Origin of the sequence: Paenibacillus sp. 32352, from assembly GCF_002042965.1 — a bacterium.
Lineage (GTDB): Bacteria > Bacillota > Bacilli > Paenibacillales > NBRC-103111 > Paenibacillus_S > Paenibacillus_S vulneris.
Genome location: NZ_MZNT01000001.1, coordinates 67,123 through 84,928 on the forward strand (window position 1 = coordinate 67,123; position 17,806 = coordinate 84,928).

Sequence of the window (17,806 nt, forward strand, 5' to 3'; positions counted from 1 at the left end):
GAATACAATCTTGAATGGAGGGATTTGATGATGCGCCAAGTACTCATCATATGTTTTGCCTTAGCTTTATTAGCAACAGGATGTACAAGCAAACCAGCGGATCAGGCGGGCACGACTCAGCCTAATCAACAGCAGACACCATCACCGTCACCATCACCACAGGCTTCCACTGCTCCTAATGCAACGGATTCGGCAGCAAAAGGCGATGACGCCAACAAAAACAAGCCGGCAGATCAAGCAAGTAAACCAACACCACCGCCTGAAGCTCCAAAAGGAGCTAAGGAGCAGCCGATTGTTACTACGGATCAGTATGGTAAAGTCGAAATGGGCATGACCTACGACGAAGTTTCTAAAGCGATGGGCCAAATGGGTAAGTTGATCAATGAGTTCTCGGAAGGGGAAGGCAGCAGTCCTGTCCAGACCTATGAGTATAAACTAAAAGACGGCGGATCCGTAAAAATCACGTTCAACAACGGAAAAGTAACTTCCAAGTCGGAAAGTGGCGGAAGTAAATAAGAAAAAACAAGGCTGGCAAAAGCACATGTGCTTTTTTGCCAGCCCTTTTTAATATTCTGCAAACCGGAATCGGCTTCAATAGCGTTGAATCGGTTTGTAGTATTTCAGTTTTTCTTTAGCTGCTCGAGCTCAATAAAATCATGATCCTGGCTGTACGCAGGAACGCCGTGAATGCCGACATCCAAGCCGACAAGCTCCTCGTCCCGGCTGACCCGAACAGGGACTAAGCGGTTAATAAGCTTCAAGGAAATCCACGTTAAAATAAAGCCCCACACAGAAACGATAACCAAACCGAGAGCCTGCGCGCCAAGAAGGCTCCATCCTCCGCCATAAAACAACCCGCTGTAGCCTTGGCCGATGCCTTCGGTAAGTTCGGGTTTGGCGAATAACCCTACTGCCAGAGTCCCGATGCTTCCGCTGACTCCGTGGACAGCGAAAGCTCCTACAGGATCGTCGACTTTTTTGGAATCCAAATATTCGGTGGCGAATACCATGGCAATGCCGCTGACGGCTCCGATGAAAATGGCGGCTCCGTCACTGACGAAGGCGCATCCGGCCGTTATGCTGACCAGTCCGGCCAAGGAGCCGTTAATGACCATAGGCGGGTCGGCTTTACGGTATCGGAATAAAGTGAACAGAATGCAGGTTGCTCCTCCTGCTGCAGCGGCCAGCATCGTGGTCACTGCGATATGGCCGATCGAGCCGTTGGTTGCGCTGAGCGTGCTGCCGGAGTTAAATCCGAACCAGCCGAACCAAAGAATGAATGCGCCGACAGAGGCTAACGGCAGGTTCGACGGAGGGACGATGTTAGGTGTTCCGTTATCGGAAAATTTTCCGATGCGGGGTCCGATGAATATGGCCGCAGCCAAGGCTGAGAAGCCGCCCATGGCGTGAATGACGGCAGAGCCGGCAAAATCGATCATTCCAAGGCTTCCGAGCCAGCCGCCCGCACTCCAAACCCAATGCCCGGCGATAGGGTAGATGAGGCCGGTCATGGCTATCGTGTATAGAATGTAAGCGTGAAAATGAATACGTTCGGCAACGGCTCCCGATACGATGGAAATGACCGCGATGACGAAGGCGCATTGGAAGAGCCAGTACGTATCGTTAGAGATGGTAAGCTTGATGTGTGTCAGGTCTCCTCCCATCATGAAGCCGCTTGTTCCGATGAGACCGAAGGCATCTTTGCCGTACATAAGACCAAAGCCGATGAAATAAAAAATAAGCGCGCCGAACGTAATGTCCACGAACACCTTCATTATGATGCTGACTGCGTTCTTCTGCCGTACGAAGCCTGCTTCCAGCAGGGCGAAGCCTCCCTCCATCAGCAGAATCATGGCCGCTGTCAGGACTACCCAAATCGTATCCAATCCACTCGCCAAAGCGGACAAATCCATACGTTCAACTCCCTTGTAACCTGTATATTGGTCCATCTACGCCAATCATTATACGGTTTTCATGACAATTATGTCAACGAACTACGTAAGATAAAATGACATGGCAGGTCGATTGATCGTTTTTATTCGAAAGGGATAAATTCCAGCGGCTCCGTTCATTCTATTACTAAAAGGTACTGGAGGATGGACCATGATTTCATTAGATTCTACCCTGGTCAACCGGGAGGAAGCATATGATCAAGTTCGGAACGCTTTAGAGAATCATCAATTTACTTTGGGCGGGAATTGGGAGTACGATCACGGTTACTTTGACAGGGCGCTGGATACCGAAAATAAGGTGTGGCTTCGCATTCCTTTTGCCGTTATTAGGGGAGAATTGGATGGGAATTCGGATTCGGTCGATGCCGTGATCCGCATGGGCACACCTTTTGTGCTCAAGCATTTATATAATGAAGGCTTGGATAGAGAAGCTCAGGTTAACACCTACGGCGCGTTGATCGATCAGTTCCAGGAGCCCGTTGACAAAGATGCACCCGTCAGCGATGAGTGGGCGAAGAAGGCGGAAGCTATTCTGCGTGAGGTCGAAGTGAATTGGTCAGGACGTTAGGGAGTTTGCTCATAAAGCTGCAATAATGTCCTCTAGGAATCCTGCACACGAATCCGAAATGGCAGTAGTGCATGAGTTCAGGTTCAGCGATTGTCATTTATTGTTGGCTGACCCAGTACCAAGTAGTTAAATTGCTATGAGCATGCGCATTTCAATAAGAAGAGAAGCTGCCGCAGCAGCTTCTCTTCTTATTGAAACAGCCCAGCGAATAAAGGCCCTTGTTCTGCTCCCGACGTTAAGCGTGTCCAGGGCGAAGCTTTGCTTGCAAAGCCGCCCAGGACAGACGCGCTACTAACGCGCTAACGTCACTCCAAGCACCAGCCCGTTCCCGCACCGATGAAAGCGTGTCAAAGTCATGATTTGCTGAAGCAAATCATGACTTTGACTGACGCGCTCCCCCCTCCAACGTCACATCGAAGCCGCTGCAACCCTCTCCCTGCACCCAGCTTGCGGGGTCCAGGGGCGCCAGCGCCCGGGGTCCCCCTTGAGAGCAAGGGGGATATAGGGGGATTGACAAATCTTTTTACCTTCGATTCATATAATTTTAAGGTTTCTTTAAGGTTACAAAGGCATTATATAGTCAAAGATAGCAATTAGCATAGATAACCTTAAAGCCTGATATGAACGGAGGGTTTTTCAATGGACGATAACAAAAATAATAACGACTTCTTTCGTCGTCAAGACGGCGAAACTAACCATATCTCTTCTCACGATGCCGATAAATCGGATCGGAATGAAGCACAGCAGGAAAGACCTTCATACTATTACTCCTATGGGCCTTATAAATCTACTATGGGAAATGAAGAAACGACCGGCTCGACGACGGCAAGCTCCACGGAAGGAGATACTCGCGTAGAGATGACACCGCCCAAGCCGCTGCGTACGTTTTCTTACAATGGACAGGAGGGCGGAATGCCTCAGGACCCGATGAGAAACTGGCAGTTCGAGCCAAAGAAACGGAGCTCTTCGTTCAGAAGCGCCTTCATCTCTTTCCTGGCTGGGGCCGTGGTAGTGGGGAGCCTGATGTTCGCTTCCGACAAAATGAACCTGTTCACCGGCTCTCATGGGGTCATGGGCAATACTTCGACTTCAGGTGCATCCTCATCCCAATCCTCGAACGGAAGCGGAGCAGTGAAGCCAACCTCACTCAGTCTCGGCAGACCGGATAACATCGCCCAAATCGCAGAGCAATCCGGACCGGCCGTTGTAAAAATTGAAACGAAGGTGAAGGCAAAAGCGAGCAGCGGCAATTCCATCTTCGATGATCCGTTCTTCCGTCAATTTTTCGGGGATAACGGTCGTTCCCAGCAGAAGCCAAAGAGCAATTCAGATCAATTGCAGCCTGGCGGAATGGGTACCGGATTTATTTTTGAAAAATCCGGCTATATCTTGACCAATGAGCACGTAATTGACGGCGCGGATGAAATATGGGTAACGGTACAAGGCTATCAAGAGCCGTTCAAAGCTCAACTGCTCGGTAACAGCTATGACCTGGACTTGGCCGCTTTGAAAATTGAATCGACGGACGGCAAAGAGTTTGCTTCCCTGCCGCTCGGTAAAGCGGAGGATACGAATGTAGGTGACTGGGTTGTCGCTATCGGGAACCCATACGGCTTTGACCATACCGTTACGGTTGGGGTATTGAGCGCGAAGGAGCGCCCGATCTCCATTCCAGATACGCAAGGAACGCGCGAATACAAGCACTTGCTGCAAACAGACGCTTCCATTAACCCTGGTAACTCCGGCGGTCCCTTGTTGAACCTGAACGGTGAAGTCATCGGGATTAATACCGCGGTCAGCGCCCAAGCTCAAGGTATCGGCTTTGCGATACCGACCAGTACGATTTCCAGTGTTTTGGATAACCTGAAAAACAACGTGAAAATTCCGAAGGAACCATCTCCGTACATTGGTGTTGCCATGTCTCCTATCGATAAGGACTGGGTGGCCGAGCTGAAGCTCGAAAATACGGACGGCGCTATTATCTCGGATGTCGTTAGAAAAAGCCCTGCCTTTAAAGCAGGCCTGAGACCATACGATGTTATCGTAGAGGTGAACGGGGCCAAAGTAAAAACGACACAAGAGGTGCAGGACAAGATTAAAGCCTTGAAGGTTAATGATAAAGTGACGCTTGGCATTATGCGAGACGGTAAAAAGGAAAATGTGACGGTTATCGTCGGAGATAAGAACGCCACGGAATAAAGACCTACACAGAAAAAGGTTAGAACAGAAGAAGAAGTAGAGCGACCTTTCGTGAAGCTCTGCTTCTTTTTGTATCTGGAAGCAGGATTTTGTTACAATAGGATGAAGGTGGTGCTATAAGATGAGAGAAAAAATATTGGTAATAGATGATGATGAGAAAATTACATCCATGCTGAGAAGGTCGCTGGCCTTTGAAGGGTACACCGTATTTACGGCTAATCACGGTATGGATGGATTAAAGCAAATTTTGGAGCATGATCCGGATGCCGTTATCCTGGACGTCATGATGCCTCAACTGGACGGGTGGGAGGTGGTTCGCCGCATTCGAGAGGGTGGCGCTACCGTACCGGTGCTCATGCTGACCGCCAAAGACGAGATCGCAGACCGCGTTAAGGGACTCGACAGCGGCGCGGACGATTATTTGGTGAAGCCTTTTGCCCTGGAGGAGCTGCTTGCGAGAATTCGCGTGCTGCTCCGCAGAAAAGCCTCGGAGAAGCCGGAGCAGGCGACGAATCGGCTGCAGTACCAGGATGTCTTCATGGATCTGGATACCCGTGAGGTATTCCGCGGCGGACAATTGGTTGAGCTAACGACCAAAGAGTTTGAGCTGCTGCATCTGTTTATGCAAAATCCGAAGCGGGTTCTTTCCCGTGACCTGATTATGGAAAAAATATGGGGATACGATTACAGCGGTGAGTCGAACGTGCTTGAGGTGTATATTGCGCTGCTGCGACAAAAAACGGAGGAGCATGGGCACAAACGGATTATTCAGACCGTTCGCGGCGCCGGATATGTACTGAGAGGAGAGGGATGACGTGACCATACGTCTTCGTCTGACTTTATGGTATACGGGCATTTTGTCGGTCACAGTACTGCTGTTCGGCTTTGGCTTGTACGGATTGCTCTACTATAATAACTACACCACTTACAAAGACAATCTGATTAATCAGACGGAGGATGTTTACACGCGTATTCAGCCTCGAATGGTCATTACTTTGGGCGGGGGCGTCAGTTGGGACTTTTTCATGCCTCAAGGACGGGAGCTGCTCAAAAATTCAACGACATTTTACCAATTGAATAATTACCTGAATGGAAAATCGGACCAATCCGCGAACCTTAGGGACCTAAGCATGTCTTTGCCGGATTTGACGGAAAAACAAAAACAAGCCTTGGTGGAGCAGGGCAACCTGTTCCAAAGGGTAAAAATCGAGAATATGGATTTTATGGTGTACAGCCTGCCAATATCGGCGCTAAAAAACGGCCAGCAGCAATTGGCGGGTGTATTTCAAGCTGCAGTCTATACGGGAGATTTTGAAAAGCTGTTTTCCCTGCTGCGCTTGATTCTTATATTTGCCTCTGTTGTAACGATTTTGCTGGCTGCATCCGTCGGATGGTTCATGGCCAGGAAGGCGCTCAGACCCATCGATCAAGTTATTGCCGCGGCGAACCAGATTGAGAAAGGAACCGACTTGGGCAATAGAATCAATTATGACGGTCCTGAGGATGAGATCGGACGGCTGACGAACACGATCAACGGCATGCTGGGCAGACTGCAGACGACCTATTCCGATTTGGAAGAAGCGTATAGAAAGCAAAGGCGCTTCGTATCCGACGCCTCCCACGAGCTGCGGACCCCACTAACAACCATCCGCGGGAACGTGGATTTGCTGGAAAAAATGTGGAAGCGGACAGCGGTTAACGGAACACCTGAGGATAGACAGCAGCTCGAGCTGTCGCTCGAAGCCATGCATGACATTGCCGGAGAGTCCGAAAGAATGACCCGTCTCGTGAACGATCTGTTGGCGCTTGCCCGAGCGGACGCAGGCTTTGTGATGGAAAAGACGGAGGTTGACTTGAAGCCGATTGTCGAGCAGGTCATTCGGAAGGCGCAGCTGCTGCCGCATGCAGCAGAATGGTTGGCAGGCGATTTGTCGGCATTGGAAGGTATAAGGGTCAATGGTAACAAGGATTATTTGCAGCAGCTGATCTTTATTTTTGTCGAAAATGCCTTTAAATACACCGAAAGCGGAATGGTCAAGCTGGATGTCAAGAGGATGAATGACCAGATCGGCATACGGATAGAGGATACGGGAATCGGTATGGATAAAGAGGAGGTTCCGCTTATTTTCGAACGTTTTTACCGGGCGGATCCATCCCGGGGGCAAACCTCGGGTACAGGACTCGGATTATCTATTGCCAAATGGATAATTGACGAGCATCAAGGGTCCATTGAGGTAACGACCCGCAAGGGCGAGGGGAGCACTTTCATTATTTGGCTGCCCATACTATCGACAACATTCGAGCAGCAGCATTCCCTAGAAGCGGGGAATCAGGTATAATGGACTAGAGAGGACGGTGCAGTGATGGATGTGATCAAAATCTCTCCGAGGGGCTATTGCTACGGAGTTGTGGATGCCATGGCGCTGGCCATGCAAACGGCAAAAAATCTGGATCTGCCGAGACCGGTTTATATTTTAGGCATGATTGTGCATAATTCCCACGTGACGGATTATTTTGATAAAGAAGGCGTTATTACGCTGGATGGCCCGAATCGGCTGGACATCTTGAGGCAGGTCGACAAGGGAACGGTTATTTTTACGGCTCACGGAGTTTCCCCTGAGGTGCGTCAGCTAGCAAGAGAAAAGGGGCTGACCGTGGTGGATGCGACTTGTCCGGATGTAACCAAGACGCATGATCTGATCAAGGAGAAGACGGCGGAAGGCTACCACATAATTTATATTGGCAAGAAAGGCCATCCTGAGCCGGAAGGCGCTATTGGAGTCGCTCCGGATCAAGTTCATTTAATTGAGAGGCTGGACGAGATCGACCGTTTAGAGTTGAATAACTCCGCGAGAATCATCATTACGAACCAGACGACGATGAGCCAATGGGATATTAAACACATTATGAACGGGCTGTTGGAGAAATTTCCTAAGGCGGAAATTCATAACGAGATTTGTTTGGCGACGCAGGTGCGTCAGGAAGCGGTAGCCGAGCAGGCCAAGGATGCCGATCTTGTTCTGGTTGTCGGGGATCCGCGCAGTAATAATTCCAACAGGCTGGCACAGGTAGCTGAGGAAATCGCAGGTGTGAAAGCATACCGAATTGGGGATATTACAGAAATCAAGCGTGAATGGCTGGAGCCGGTAAGACGCGTTGCGGTGACCTCCGGAGCCTCTACGCCGACACCAATTACCAAAGAAGTCATAAACTATTTGGAACAGCTTGATCCACAAGCGGAGTCTTCCTGGGAGATTAAGCGAACGATTAATTTGAATAAATTAATTCCGTCAGTGAAGCAAAAGGCTGGAAACGAATAACAAAATGTAAGGATGAAGGGACATGCAGCTGAAGAAGGCAAAAAGTAAAAAACCTTTTCACTTCCGGAATATTAAACGCTGGTTTAAATTGAAGTATTTGCTGCTGACCCGGGCCAAGGGAGGACCCGGTATGGTAGCTGCCGGTTTCTCAATCGGTCTGGCAATCGAAATGTTCACGCTGCCTACCGTTGGATTGGCCTTTTTCCTTATCTTCCCTTTAGTCTATTTGTTTCGCGGCAGTATGGCCGCGGCTTTAATAGGATTCGTGTTCGGGAAGGTGATCTATCTCCCGATGACCTATTTTCATATGAAGATCGGCGGCCTGCTGCTGCCGCGCGGTACGCGCAAATTTTTGGCGGATCATTTGCCCGACTGGATGGACGCCTTTATCCGCTCCAACTTGAAATTGTTCATTGGAGGCGTCGTAGTAGGCATTATATTAGGATTAATTGTTTATTACCCTATTCGCTGGGGACTTGAAATGTACCATTCCAAGAGAAAAGAAAAACGAAAGCTGAGAAAAGCTCAATTGATGATAAGCTCTGAGTCAACGCATTGAGGAGAAAATCAAGCTCCTGCACTTGACGAGGAGCTTATTCTCGTTGTATAGTTACTTTAGTGATTAAAAGCTTAAAAGCGTATAAGCGTTGAAGTGTATCAGTGAATTTGGATCGTGAAGGTTAACTTATATTCTATTTACGGGAGTGTTGCTATTATGATCGTTATTATTTCTAATAAAGTATCTGAAGAACGTATCCAGGAGATTGTTCAGCACATTGAAAAGCACGACGTTCAAGCCCATGTGTCCAAAGGAGTGGACCGTACGGTCATCGGAATCATCGGGAAAGCCGATCCGATGCTTGCCGAGCAGCTGCGCCAGCTGTCCGGCGTAGAGCAGGTCGTCAAAATTTCGAAATCCTACAAGCTGGCGAGCCGTGATTTTCACCCTGAGAATACCGTAATTAAAATCAAGGATGTAGAGATCGGCGGAGATCAGCTCGTCATTATGGGCGGTCCGTGTGCCGTAGAATCCCCGGAGCAAATCGATGAGATTGCGCGATTGGTTAAAGCGGCGGGCGCTCAAGTGCTGCGCGGCGGGGCCTTCAAACCGAGAACCGGACCCTACAGCTTCCAAGGTGTCGGCGTAGAGGGCCTCGTGATGATGGCGGAAGCCGGCAAGAAGCACGGGCTGCTGACTATTACGGAGGTTATGACGCCGGAGTATGTAGATGTGTGCGCCGAGTATGCGGATATCCTGCAGGTTGGCACGCGGAATATGCAAAACTTCGATCTGCTCCGCAAGCTGGGAACTATTAAAACGCCGGTGCTGCTCAAGAGAGGATTCAGCTCCACGTACGATGAATTTTTGAATGCGGCGGAGTACATATTGGCGGGAGGCAATCCAAATGTGATGCTCTGTGAGCGCGGAATCCGAACATTCGAACCTTACACGAGAAATACGCTGGATCTGGCAGCCATCCCGGCGCTTCAAACTTTAAGCCATTTGCCGGTCATCTCAGACCCGAGCCATGGTACAGGGCGCAGAGAGCTCGTAGAGCCGATGAGTAAAGCTTCCGTGGCCGCAGGCGCGAACGGCTTGATTGTGGAAATGCACACGGATCCGGACAATTCGATGACAGGGGACGGCGTACAATCGTTATTCCCGGATCAATTTGCGAAGCTGATGCTGGATTTGGAGAAGCTTGCTCCATTGTGCGGCAAACGGTTTGATACAAAAAAAGAAGCAATTAACGTGTAATTAAATAGGAATGTTAACAAATCAGAAGGCTTGATTCCTTGCTTCTAGGGGGATCAAGTCTATTTTTGTCGAAATTATGAACGAAAACCTATGCATGTGTAAGGATACCTCACATAATCGTAAAAAATACCTCACATAAGTATTGACGATCATTCATGAAAAGCTATATAATAACACCATGATAAATAAAAAACTTGAACAATGTACGAACAAACCAAGAAGAATGTTCGGAAATTAGGAGGTTGGCGATTCATGTCAGTTCAAAACGTATTAAACATCCTTAAAGAAAAAGGCATTGAGTGGGTCGATTTTCGTTTTGTAGATCTTAACGGTAGAGCTCATCATATCTCCTTGCCGGCTAATGAAGTTGACGAAGCTACATTTGTGAACGGGGTAGCATTCGACGGATCTTCCATCCCAGGCTTTAAAGGTATTGAAGAATCTGACATGGTTATGCTTCCTGATACCGAGACAGTATATGTTGATCCTTTCACAGCACATCCTACATTGATCGTTATGTGTAACATCCACACTCCAGATGGCGAGCGCTATGATCGTGACCCGCGCAGCATCGCTCAAAAAGCGGAAGAGTACTTGCAAAAAGCTGGAGTAGGTACAACAGCAAACTTTGCTCCGGAATCCGAATTCTTCATCTTTGACGAAGTCCGTTTCGAGAGCGGCCAGAACAAAGCTTCTTATTTCGTTGATTCTGAAGAAGCTCACTGGAACTCCAACCGTAAAGAAGAAGGCGGAAACCTTGGTTTTAAAGTAGGCCACAAGGGCGGATACGTGCCAGTAGGTCCTACCGACACACAACAAGACATCCGCAGCGAAATGTGCCGTCTGTTGATGGAATCCGGTCTTCGCATCGAGCGCCATCACCACGAAGTGGCAACGGCGGGTCAAGGTGAAATCAACTTCCGTTTTGACACATTGACAACAACAGCGGACAACCTGATGAAATACAAATATATCGTACAAAACACAGCTAGACAATACGGCAAAGTAGCAACCTTCATGCCTAAACCATTGTTTGGCGACAACGGTAGCGGAATGCACGTTCACATGTCCATCTTCGACGGCGACACTCCTCTTTTCTATGAAAAAGGCGGCTACGCTAACCTGAGTGAAATGGCTTTGAACTACATTGGCGGTATCCTGTACCATGCACCGGCTTTGATCGCTTTGACGAACCCGTCCACGAACTCCTTCAAGCGTCTGGTTCCTGGTTATGAAGCGCCAGTTAACCTGGTATTCTCCAAAGGTAACCGTTCCGCGGCAGTTCGTATCCCGGTTGCAGCTGTAACTCCAAAAGGCTGTCGTATCGAGTTCCGTACTCCGGACTCCACAGCGAACCCTTACTTGGCATTCGCAGCTATGCTGATGGCTGGCTTGGACGGCATCAAGAAGAAAATCGATCCTCGCGCCCTTGGCTATGGCCCATTGGACAAGAACATCTACGACCTGTCCGATGCAGAAAAAGGCGAAATCCGCAGCGTACCTGGTACTTTGGATGAAGCTCTTAACGCTTTGGAAGCTGACTATGAGTTCTTGACTGAAGGCGGCGTATTCTCGAAAGACTTCATCGATAACTACATCGGCTTGAAACGCAGCGAAGCTAAAGCCGTATCCATCCGTATTCATCCGCATGAATACTCCTTGTACTTCGACCTGTAAGAACTTATTGATTCTTCATATAGAGAACAGCCTCCCGGACTTTTTGGGGGGCTGTTTCTTCTTCCCGCTGCAGGCTTAGTTCCCCATCATGCTTCGTCCGGTCGTCGCCAGCCATTCATAGGATACATGTACACTATCTTTTGTTCCATCCATAGAAAGCCAAGCTCCTCATATAAAGGTCGTGCTGCTTTGTTAGTAAGATCGGTTTCCAGCTGCATCCGATTGGCGCCAGCCTTCTCAGCTATTGTACGGGCATGGAGAAGCAGCTGTCTGGCTGCTCCCTTCCGCCGGTAAGGTGGGGCGGTATACACGTCTTGAATTCGTAGAATAGGCAGTCCCCTTGACGTGGAGAGGCCCCAATTATAGGTTAAAAATCCGGCGTACTGATCTTCGATGCGGGCCAATAAGCAGAAGGCGTGCGGATAGCGGAGAAGCCGCAGCAGCGTCTCTTGGCATTCTGAGAGCCGTTGCTCGTTAGAGACATCCAGATTCTTGAACTGAGCTATCAGCCGGCTTGCTTCCGGAATGATATCTTCACTTAACTCAACAACCTGTACGTTACCATGATCCATTACAAACAACCTCCCTTTTATGCGATACATTGAAATTGTTACATGAATTGGAAAAAAAGAATAGACTTATCCTTAACGGATAGTTATGATGTTGAATTAGGTACGTTTAAAAATTCGGACTCCCTTAGGACCCCTACCGGAGTATATTGGCAATAGTACAAGCTACATATGGTTTTACAACAACCTGTGACCGCTCATGAAGCGGTCTTTTTCTTTTTTACGCCGCGTCACTGATTTGTAATAAATCTTCCTTATAATAGAAGCATAAAACCTAGTGAAACGGGTGATGCGAAGATGGGGGCAGCATGGACGGAGAAGGAAGCTGTGCACCTGCTAAGCCGTACAGGCTTCTATGTGGATAAACGAGATGTTAGCGTTTGCATTGAATTGGGAAAGGAAGAAACGGTCCGGCGGATCATCGCCGGAGAAGCGTTAGCCGGGGGCGGGAGCGAGCTGCTGCCGCTTGCTCAGGTCAAGGCCGACGGCAAGGAGCTGAAGGCGGATTCTATTGGGGACCAGCAAACGTATTGGCTGTACCGTATGGTCACATCCGAAGCGCCGTTAATAGAGAAGATGACCTTGTTTTGGCATGGTCATTTCGCCACCTCCTACCAGAAGGTTAAGGAGGTTTCTCTGATGGTCAGGCAGAACGAGCTTTTCCGGAAATATGCTCTGGGCAGCTTTCATGATTTGGTGCTGGAGATCGGCAAGGATCCGGCAATGATGCTGTATCTGGATTCCAACAATAACAAGAAGGGGAAGCCCAACGAAAATTATGCCCGCGAGGTAATGGAACTGTTCACCCTGGGGATCGGCAATTATACGGAGCAGGACATCAGGGAAGCGGCACGTGCTTTTACCGGTTGGTCCTACAGCAAGCAGAAGGATGAGCTGAAATTCAACAAAGGCCAGCACGACGGCGGCACCAAGACCATTCTCGGTGAGAAAGGGAATTTCGATGAGAGCAGCACCATTGACGTGCTGTTTAAGCAAGAGGCGCTCTATCACTTTATGGCGACCAAGCTGCTGAAGTTTTTTGCTGTGGATGATCCGCCGGAGGAATGGGTCCAACAGGTGGCCGCCGATTTCGCCGAATCGAACAACGTGGGCGAGGTGCTGTCGAAGCTGTTCTTGTCCGACACGTTCTACGATCCCAAGTATCAGGGGAGCTTGGTCAAGACGCCTGTTGAATACGTCGTGGGGATTCTTCGAGCGTTCCGCATTCCCATGTCCAAAGGCTTCGCCCAGGCTTCCAGGAAGATGGGGCAGGAGCTGTACCTGCCGCCCGATGTGGCCGGCTGGAGAGGGGGAGCTACCTGGCTAATGACAACCAGCTTGCTGGCGCGTTACCTGTTCGCCGAATCGGTAGCCAAACGCATTAACAATGCGCTGCTTGGCGGGAACGACTATAAGCTGGATGCGGAAGCAACAGCCGAGGATTGGGTTCATCAATTTGCGCAAAATGCGGGTGTATGGTATCTCGGCGAACAAACCACAAAAGTACTTACGAAATACGCGGAGGATACCTTCGTACATTCGGCACAAAAAGCCGCAGGGATGAAAGGGCTGCTTCAGCTCATAATGATCAGTCCGGAAGCACAGATGAAATAAGGGGGAGTGAGGGCGGAATGAAGCTGACAAGAAGGGATTTTTTGTTAAAAGGAACGGCTTTGCTGGCCACGCTCGGGCTGGGAGGACCGATGATTTTCGCACAGGACGGCTCTCCGCTGAGCAGTGCTTCAGAGGATCAGCAGCAAAATATCGATGCGCCGGTCCTCGTCGTCATTCAGCTGTCCGGGGGCAATGACGGGATTAATACACTCATTCCTTATGGCATGGGGGGGTATTTTGACGCTCGCCCGACGCTCAACATTATGGAGAATGAAGTGCTCGCCATTAATAATGAGGTAGGCCTTCATCCGAGCCTGACCCGGTTGAACGAGCTGTATAAGAACGGCAAGCTGGCGATTATTCAAGGCGTGGGATACCCCAAGCCGGATCACTCGCATTTTCGTTCCATGGAAATATGGCAAACGGCGGAGCCGGAGAAATACATACGGTCGGGATGGCTGGCACGGTATGTGGAGTCTTCACTGGCCCAATCGAGAAACCCGCTTAAGGCGCTCCAGATCGGGAATAACGCGAACAAGGCGTTTCATTCCGATACGATTAACGTTCCTGTCATTCAATCGGTAGAAACCTATACGATGTTTGATCCCAAAACGCCGAAGGCTGAGCAAAACCGGTTAGCCAAAGCCTTTATTGATATGTACGATCCGAATCGCCAAGGAACGCAAATCAAGGTGACCTGCCAACGGGGCGCTGATGCCTATCAGAGCGTGGAAGCTATTCACAGCTTGACGAGCGGGTACCAGAACAAGGTGGAGTATCCCAAATCGGGCATTGCGCGCGATCTTCAGCTCGTTTCCAAGCTGCTGTCGGGTCAATCGGGAACCCGGGTGTTTTATGTAGAATTGGGCGGATTCGACGATCATGCCCAGGAGAAGGAGCAGCATGCGAAGCTGCTGAAGCAGCTGGATGAAGCGATTGGTACGTTCTATAAGGATCTGGAGGCGCAAGGGCTGCAGGATCGTGTCGTCACGATGGCCTTCTCCGAATTCGGCCGAAGAGTGAAGGAGAACGGCAATGGAGGAACGGATCATGGAACCGCGGCCCCGGTATTTGTTCTGGGCGGCAAGGTGAAGGGCGGTATGTACGGAGTCATGCCAAGCCTCACTAATCTGGATAACGGAGACTTGAAGTACGAGGTCGATTTCCGCTCTGTTTATTATACATTGGTAAATAACTGGCTCAAGGGTGATGCCGGGAGCGTCGTGAAGGGCTCCTTCGAAAATTTGGCCTTTATTTGATTTTATATTAAAAGGATAAAACCGATCCTGTCCTTTGGGGCTTGATCGGTTTTTGCATGAAGGTCGGGTTACAAAGAGCCTTCCAGCGGATAGATACCGATGGTTTCGTACATAGGCTGCCGGTACATATGGGTGCGGAACAAAACAATACGATCGACGGTCCACGATGCGGATTCCCCATTAGACCCTTCAATATCCGGGAGAGGGACTTCTGTATAGGGGGCTTCACCCGTATATTTTTTGGCAAGGGTAATATGCGGTCTATAAGGACGGTTTTCAGGCTGAAAGCCTAGAGGCTCCATGGCCTGCACGATGCGGGCTTGAAGCTGCCGTAACGGCTCCATTTGGCCGCTCAGTCCCTTCCACAGTATAGAAGGGGCATCCGGCTTGCCGAACGTACCCAGCCCCCCAAATTGCAAGCGGAACGGACGTATCGGCTTAGTTAGAGAGGTGAGGGAGCTCTTCACTTGTTCGGCCGTCTGCGGGTCGGTATCTCCCAGGAAGCACAGCGTAATATGCAGGTCTTCGGGATGAACCCATTTTCTAAATGAACGGCTCGCCCGAAGCTCGTCCATCTCTCTTTGCAGGAAGGAACGTTCAGCGGTATTGAACGGTATAGCTATAAACAATCTGTCTGTGCTCATGCCAATCCCCCTTTATTTCTTGTTCTTTGAAATTAAGATATCCGGCTCTTTGTGAAATATGTATCAATGATGTGAAGAATGAGCATAACTACTTGATGGATTAGGACAAACTTTGCTATCATACCTATATCAAATCAAAAGATGCTGATGCTAATAACAAGGTGAAGGTGTGAAACCATGACGAAACGAGCGTATAATTTTAACCCGGGTCCTGCGGCTCTTCCGTTGGAAGTATTACAGCAAGCTCAACAGGAATTTGTAGATTATAACGGAATTGGCATGTCCTTGATGGAAATTTCCCATCGCAGCAAAGAGTATGAAGCTATCAATGCGGAAACGCAAGCTTTATTGCTGGAGCTTCTGGGAATTGAATCCGGATATAAAGCATTGTTCATGGGCGGCGGCGCAAGCACCCAATTCGCCACTATTCCAATGAACTTCCTGAAGCCAGGTAAAGTGGGCAGCTACATCATCACCGGCAGCTTCTCCGAGAAAGCTTATGAAGAAGGCAAAGTGGTAGGAGAAGCCGTAATTGCGGCATCCAACAAGGAAGGCAAATGGAGAAGCCTGCCTAAGCAGGAGGATATCCATATTGATCCTAATTCGGCCTATGTCCACATGACGACGAACAACACGATCGAAGGCTCGCAGTTCTCCTACATTCCGGAAACGGGAGACATTCCTTTGATCGGCGATATGACGAGCGGAATTTTGAGCCGTCCGATCGATGCAAGCAAATTTGCGATGATCTATGCGGGCGCACAAAAAAACCTCGGCCCATCCGGCGTAACCGTAGCGGTAATCCGCGACGACCTGCTGGCTGAGGAGCCGAAGCACATTCCTTTCATGCTTCGTTATACGACGCATGCCAAGAACAGCTCCCTGTACAATACGCCTCCGGTTCATTCCATCTACATGGTGAACCTGGTATTGAAATGGGTTAAGAACAACGGCGGCGTTGCTGCGATGGAGAAGAACAACATCGAGAAAAGCAAGCTTGTGTACGATGTTATTGACGCCAGCGGCGGCTTCTACAGCGGCAACATTGATCCGGACAGCCGTTCGATCATGAACATCACCTTCCGCCTCCCAAGCGAAGAGCTGGAGAAGAAATTCGTGAAGGAATCCGAGCAGCATAACTTCGTTGGCTTGGCCGGACACCGCAGCGTAGGCGGCATTCGTGCTTCGGCTTATAACGCAGTTCCTTACGAGGCTTGCAAAGCATTGGCTGAGTATATGATCGATTTCCAAAAACGCAACGGATAAAAGAGGAAGCGGCAGTCCTTACTGCACAAGGGGGACTGTCTTTCTTTTTGCAATGGGGTATGGGCATAGAAAAAATGAGCACCGCTACATCATGTAAGGCGGCACTCATTTTTATCGAATAAAATCGGATTAGGCGAGAGACTCCTTCATGGCTGGTTCGGTCAGCTTGTAGCCGACATTCCGAATAGTGACAATGTATTCAGGATTTCGCGCGTTGTGCTCAATTTTATCCCGTAGATGGCTAATATGGACGTCCACAATCCGCGTATCGCCGAGAAAGTGATAATCCCATACGCCGTGAAGCAGTTGCTGGCGGCTCAGTACTTTGCCGCGGTGCTTGCATAAGAACAGAAGCAGGTCGAATTCCTTAGGCGTAAGCTCTATCGTTTGGCCGCGTAAGGTAACCTCCCGCTGGTCGGCTTGAATCTCGATTTGCCCGACCGTAAGGGGTGCATTCTCTACAGTGGACGGAAGGGTCTGCAGACGGCGCAAAATTGCCTGAATACGGGAAATCAATTCCTGGGGACTGAACGGCTTGGTCATATAATCGTCGGCGCCGTTATCAAGACCGGCAATTTTATCCGATAAGTCCTGCATCGCGGTCAGCATAATAATGGGAACCAGGTTGTTTTGTTCACGCAGCTTGCGGCAAACTTGAATACCATCCATTTTGGGCAGCATCAGGTCCAGTACGATCACATCGGGCCGAAAATGTTGAATGGCTTGGAATACAGCTTCGCCGTCATATACGCAGTGTACCTCGAAGCCTACCAGCTTCAGGTTAAATTCTATAAGCATCGAAATGGAAGGTTCGTCGTCAACAACAAGAATTTTCTTCTTCATCCTTCGAATCTCCTTTTGTAGGTTAGCGCTTGATAGTTCTATTATGGCAGGCTTCTATCAACCGCATATTAAGGATAGGTAAAGTGAATGTTAAATCTCACGGCTTATGTATAAAATAGTAAGGTAGAACAAACGA

16 protein-coding genes are annotated in these 17,806 nt (G+C 49.3%); 12 read left to right on the plus strand and 4 right to left on the minus strand.

The genetic code is table 11. From position 1 onward, the window contains the following. The first annotated feature begins 27 nt into the window (after positions 1 to 27). Positions 28 to 516, plus strand: coding sequence for a hypothetical protein (locus B1728_RS00300; protein ID WP_079908182.1), 489 nt, complete (start codon positions 28 to 30; stop codon positions 514 to 516). A gap of 104 nt (positions 517 to 620) precedes the next feature. On the opposite strand, the gene B1728_RS00305 is transcribed toward B1728_RS00300, so the two are convergent. Then, on the minus strand, positions 621 to 1,913 hold the full coding sequence (locus tag B1728_RS00305; protein WP_079908183.1) for an ammonium transporter: 1,293 nt from the start codon (positions 1,911 to 1,913) through the stop codon (positions 621 to 623). Positions 1,914 to 2,103: 190 nt separating this feature from the next. Between B1728_RS00305 and B1728_RS00310 the strand changes: the two genes are divergently transcribed. The 8 genes from B1728_RS00310 to glnA all read left to right on the plus strand — a co-directional run bounded on the left by B1728_RS00310 (position 2,104) and on the right by glnA (position 11,475). Next, positions 2,104 to 2,520, plus strand: coding sequence for a YugN family protein (locus B1728_RS00310; protein ID WP_079908184.1), 417 nt, complete (start codon positions 2,104 to 2,106; stop codon positions 2,518 to 2,520). Positions 2,521 to 3,159: 639 nt separating this feature from the next. After that, positions 3,160 to 4,719, plus strand: a complete 1,560-nt coding sequence (locus B1728_RS00315; protein ID WP_079908185.1) for a S1C family serine protease — start codon at positions 3,160 to 3,162, stop codon at positions 4,717 to 4,719. A gap of 121 nt (positions 4,720 to 4,840) precedes the next feature. Beyond that, positions 4,841 to 5,533 carry a response regulator transcription factor gene (locus tag B1728_RS00320; RefSeq protein ID WP_079908186.1) on the plus strand — a complete coding sequence of 231 codons (693 nt, stop codon included), beginning with the start codon at positions 4,841 to 4,843 and terminating at the stop codon, positions 5,531 to 5,533. Position 5,534: 1 nt separating this feature from the next. Next, positions 5,535 to 7,058, plus strand: a complete 1,524-nt coding sequence (locus B1728_RS00325) for a sensor histidine kinase (protein WP_079908187.1) — start codon at positions 5,535 to 5,537, stop codon at positions 7,056 to 7,058. A 24-nt stretch (positions 7,059 to 7,082) separates the two neighbouring features. After that, the gene (locus tag B1728_RS00330) at positions 7,083 to 8,039 is read left to right on the plus strand and encodes a 4-hydroxy-3-methylbut-2-enyl diphosphate reductase (RefSeq protein WP_079908188.1); all 957 of its coding nucleotides are present in this window, start codon (positions 7,083 to 7,085) and stop codon (positions 8,037 to 8,039) included. Between the two features lie 22 nt (positions 8,040 to 8,061). Further along, positions 8,062 to 8,598: a DUF2062 domain-containing protein gene (locus tag B1728_RS00335; protein WP_079908189.1), complete on the plus strand. Its 537-nt coding sequence runs from the start codon at positions 8,062 to 8,064 to the stop codon at positions 8,596 to 8,598. A 156-nt stretch (positions 8,599 to 8,754) separates the two neighbouring features. Continuing rightward, a complete protein-coding gene (aroF, locus tag B1728_RS00340; RefSeq protein ID WP_079908190.1) occupies positions 8,755 to 9,798 on the plus strand; it encodes a 3-deoxy-7-phosphoheptulonate synthase in 1,044 nt (347 codons plus the stop codon). 252 nt (positions 9,799 to 10,050) lie between these two features. Next, a complete protein-coding gene (gene glnA, locus B1728_RS00345; RefSeq protein WP_079908191.1) occupies positions 10,051 to 11,475 on the plus strand; it encodes a type I glutamate--ammonia ligase in 1,425 nt (474 codons plus the stop codon). 86 nt (positions 11,476 to 11,561) lie between these two features. Here the strand turns inward: glnA and B1728_RS00350 are convergent, their stop codons facing one another. Then, on the minus strand, positions 11,562 to 12,047 hold the full coding sequence (locus B1728_RS00350; protein ID WP_179135818.1) for a GNAT family N-acetyltransferase: 486 nt from the start codon (positions 12,045 to 12,047) through the stop codon (positions 11,562 to 11,564). A 294-nt stretch (positions 12,048 to 12,341) separates the two neighbouring features. On the opposite strand from B1728_RS00350, the gene B1728_RS00355 reads away from it, so the two are divergent. Both B1728_RS00355 and B1728_RS00360 read left to right on the plus strand, forming a co-directional pair. Continuing rightward, the gene (locus B1728_RS00355; protein WP_079908193.1) at positions 12,342 to 13,658 is read left to right on the plus strand and encodes a DUF1800 domain-containing protein; all 1,317 of its coding nucleotides are present in this window, start codon (positions 12,342 to 12,344) and stop codon (positions 13,656 to 13,658) included. Positions 13,659 to 13,675: 17 nt separating this feature from the next. After that, a complete protein-coding gene (locus B1728_RS00360; RefSeq protein WP_079908194.1) occupies positions 13,676 to 14,917 on the plus strand; it encodes a DUF1501 domain-containing protein in 1,242 nt (413 codons plus the stop codon). 68 nt (positions 14,918 to 14,985) lie between these two features. On the opposite strand, the gene thpR is transcribed toward B1728_RS00360, so the two are convergent. Next, positions 14,986 to 15,561, minus strand: coding sequence for an RNA 2',3'-cyclic phosphodiesterase (gene thpR, locus B1728_RS00365; protein WP_079908195.1), 576 nt, complete (start codon positions 15,559 to 15,561; stop codon positions 14,986 to 14,988). Positions 15,562 to 15,738: 177 nt separating this feature from the next. Between thpR and serC the strand changes: the two genes are divergently transcribed. Then, on the plus strand, positions 15,739 to 16,827 hold the full coding sequence (gene serC / locus B1728_RS00370; protein WP_079908196.1) for a 3-phosphoserine/phosphohydroxythreonine transaminase: 1,089 nt from the start codon (positions 15,739 to 15,741) through the stop codon (positions 16,825 to 16,827). Between the two features lie 129 nt (positions 16,828 to 16,956). Here serC and B1728_RS00375 read toward each other — a convergent pair whose 3' ends face one another. Beyond that, the gene (locus tag B1728_RS00375) at positions 16,957 to 17,670 is read right to left on the minus strand and encodes a response regulator transcription factor (protein WP_079908197.1); all 714 of its coding nucleotides are present in this window, start codon (positions 17,668 to 17,670) and stop codon (positions 16,957 to 16,959) included. Positions 17,671 to 17,806 lie beyond the last annotated feature (136 nt).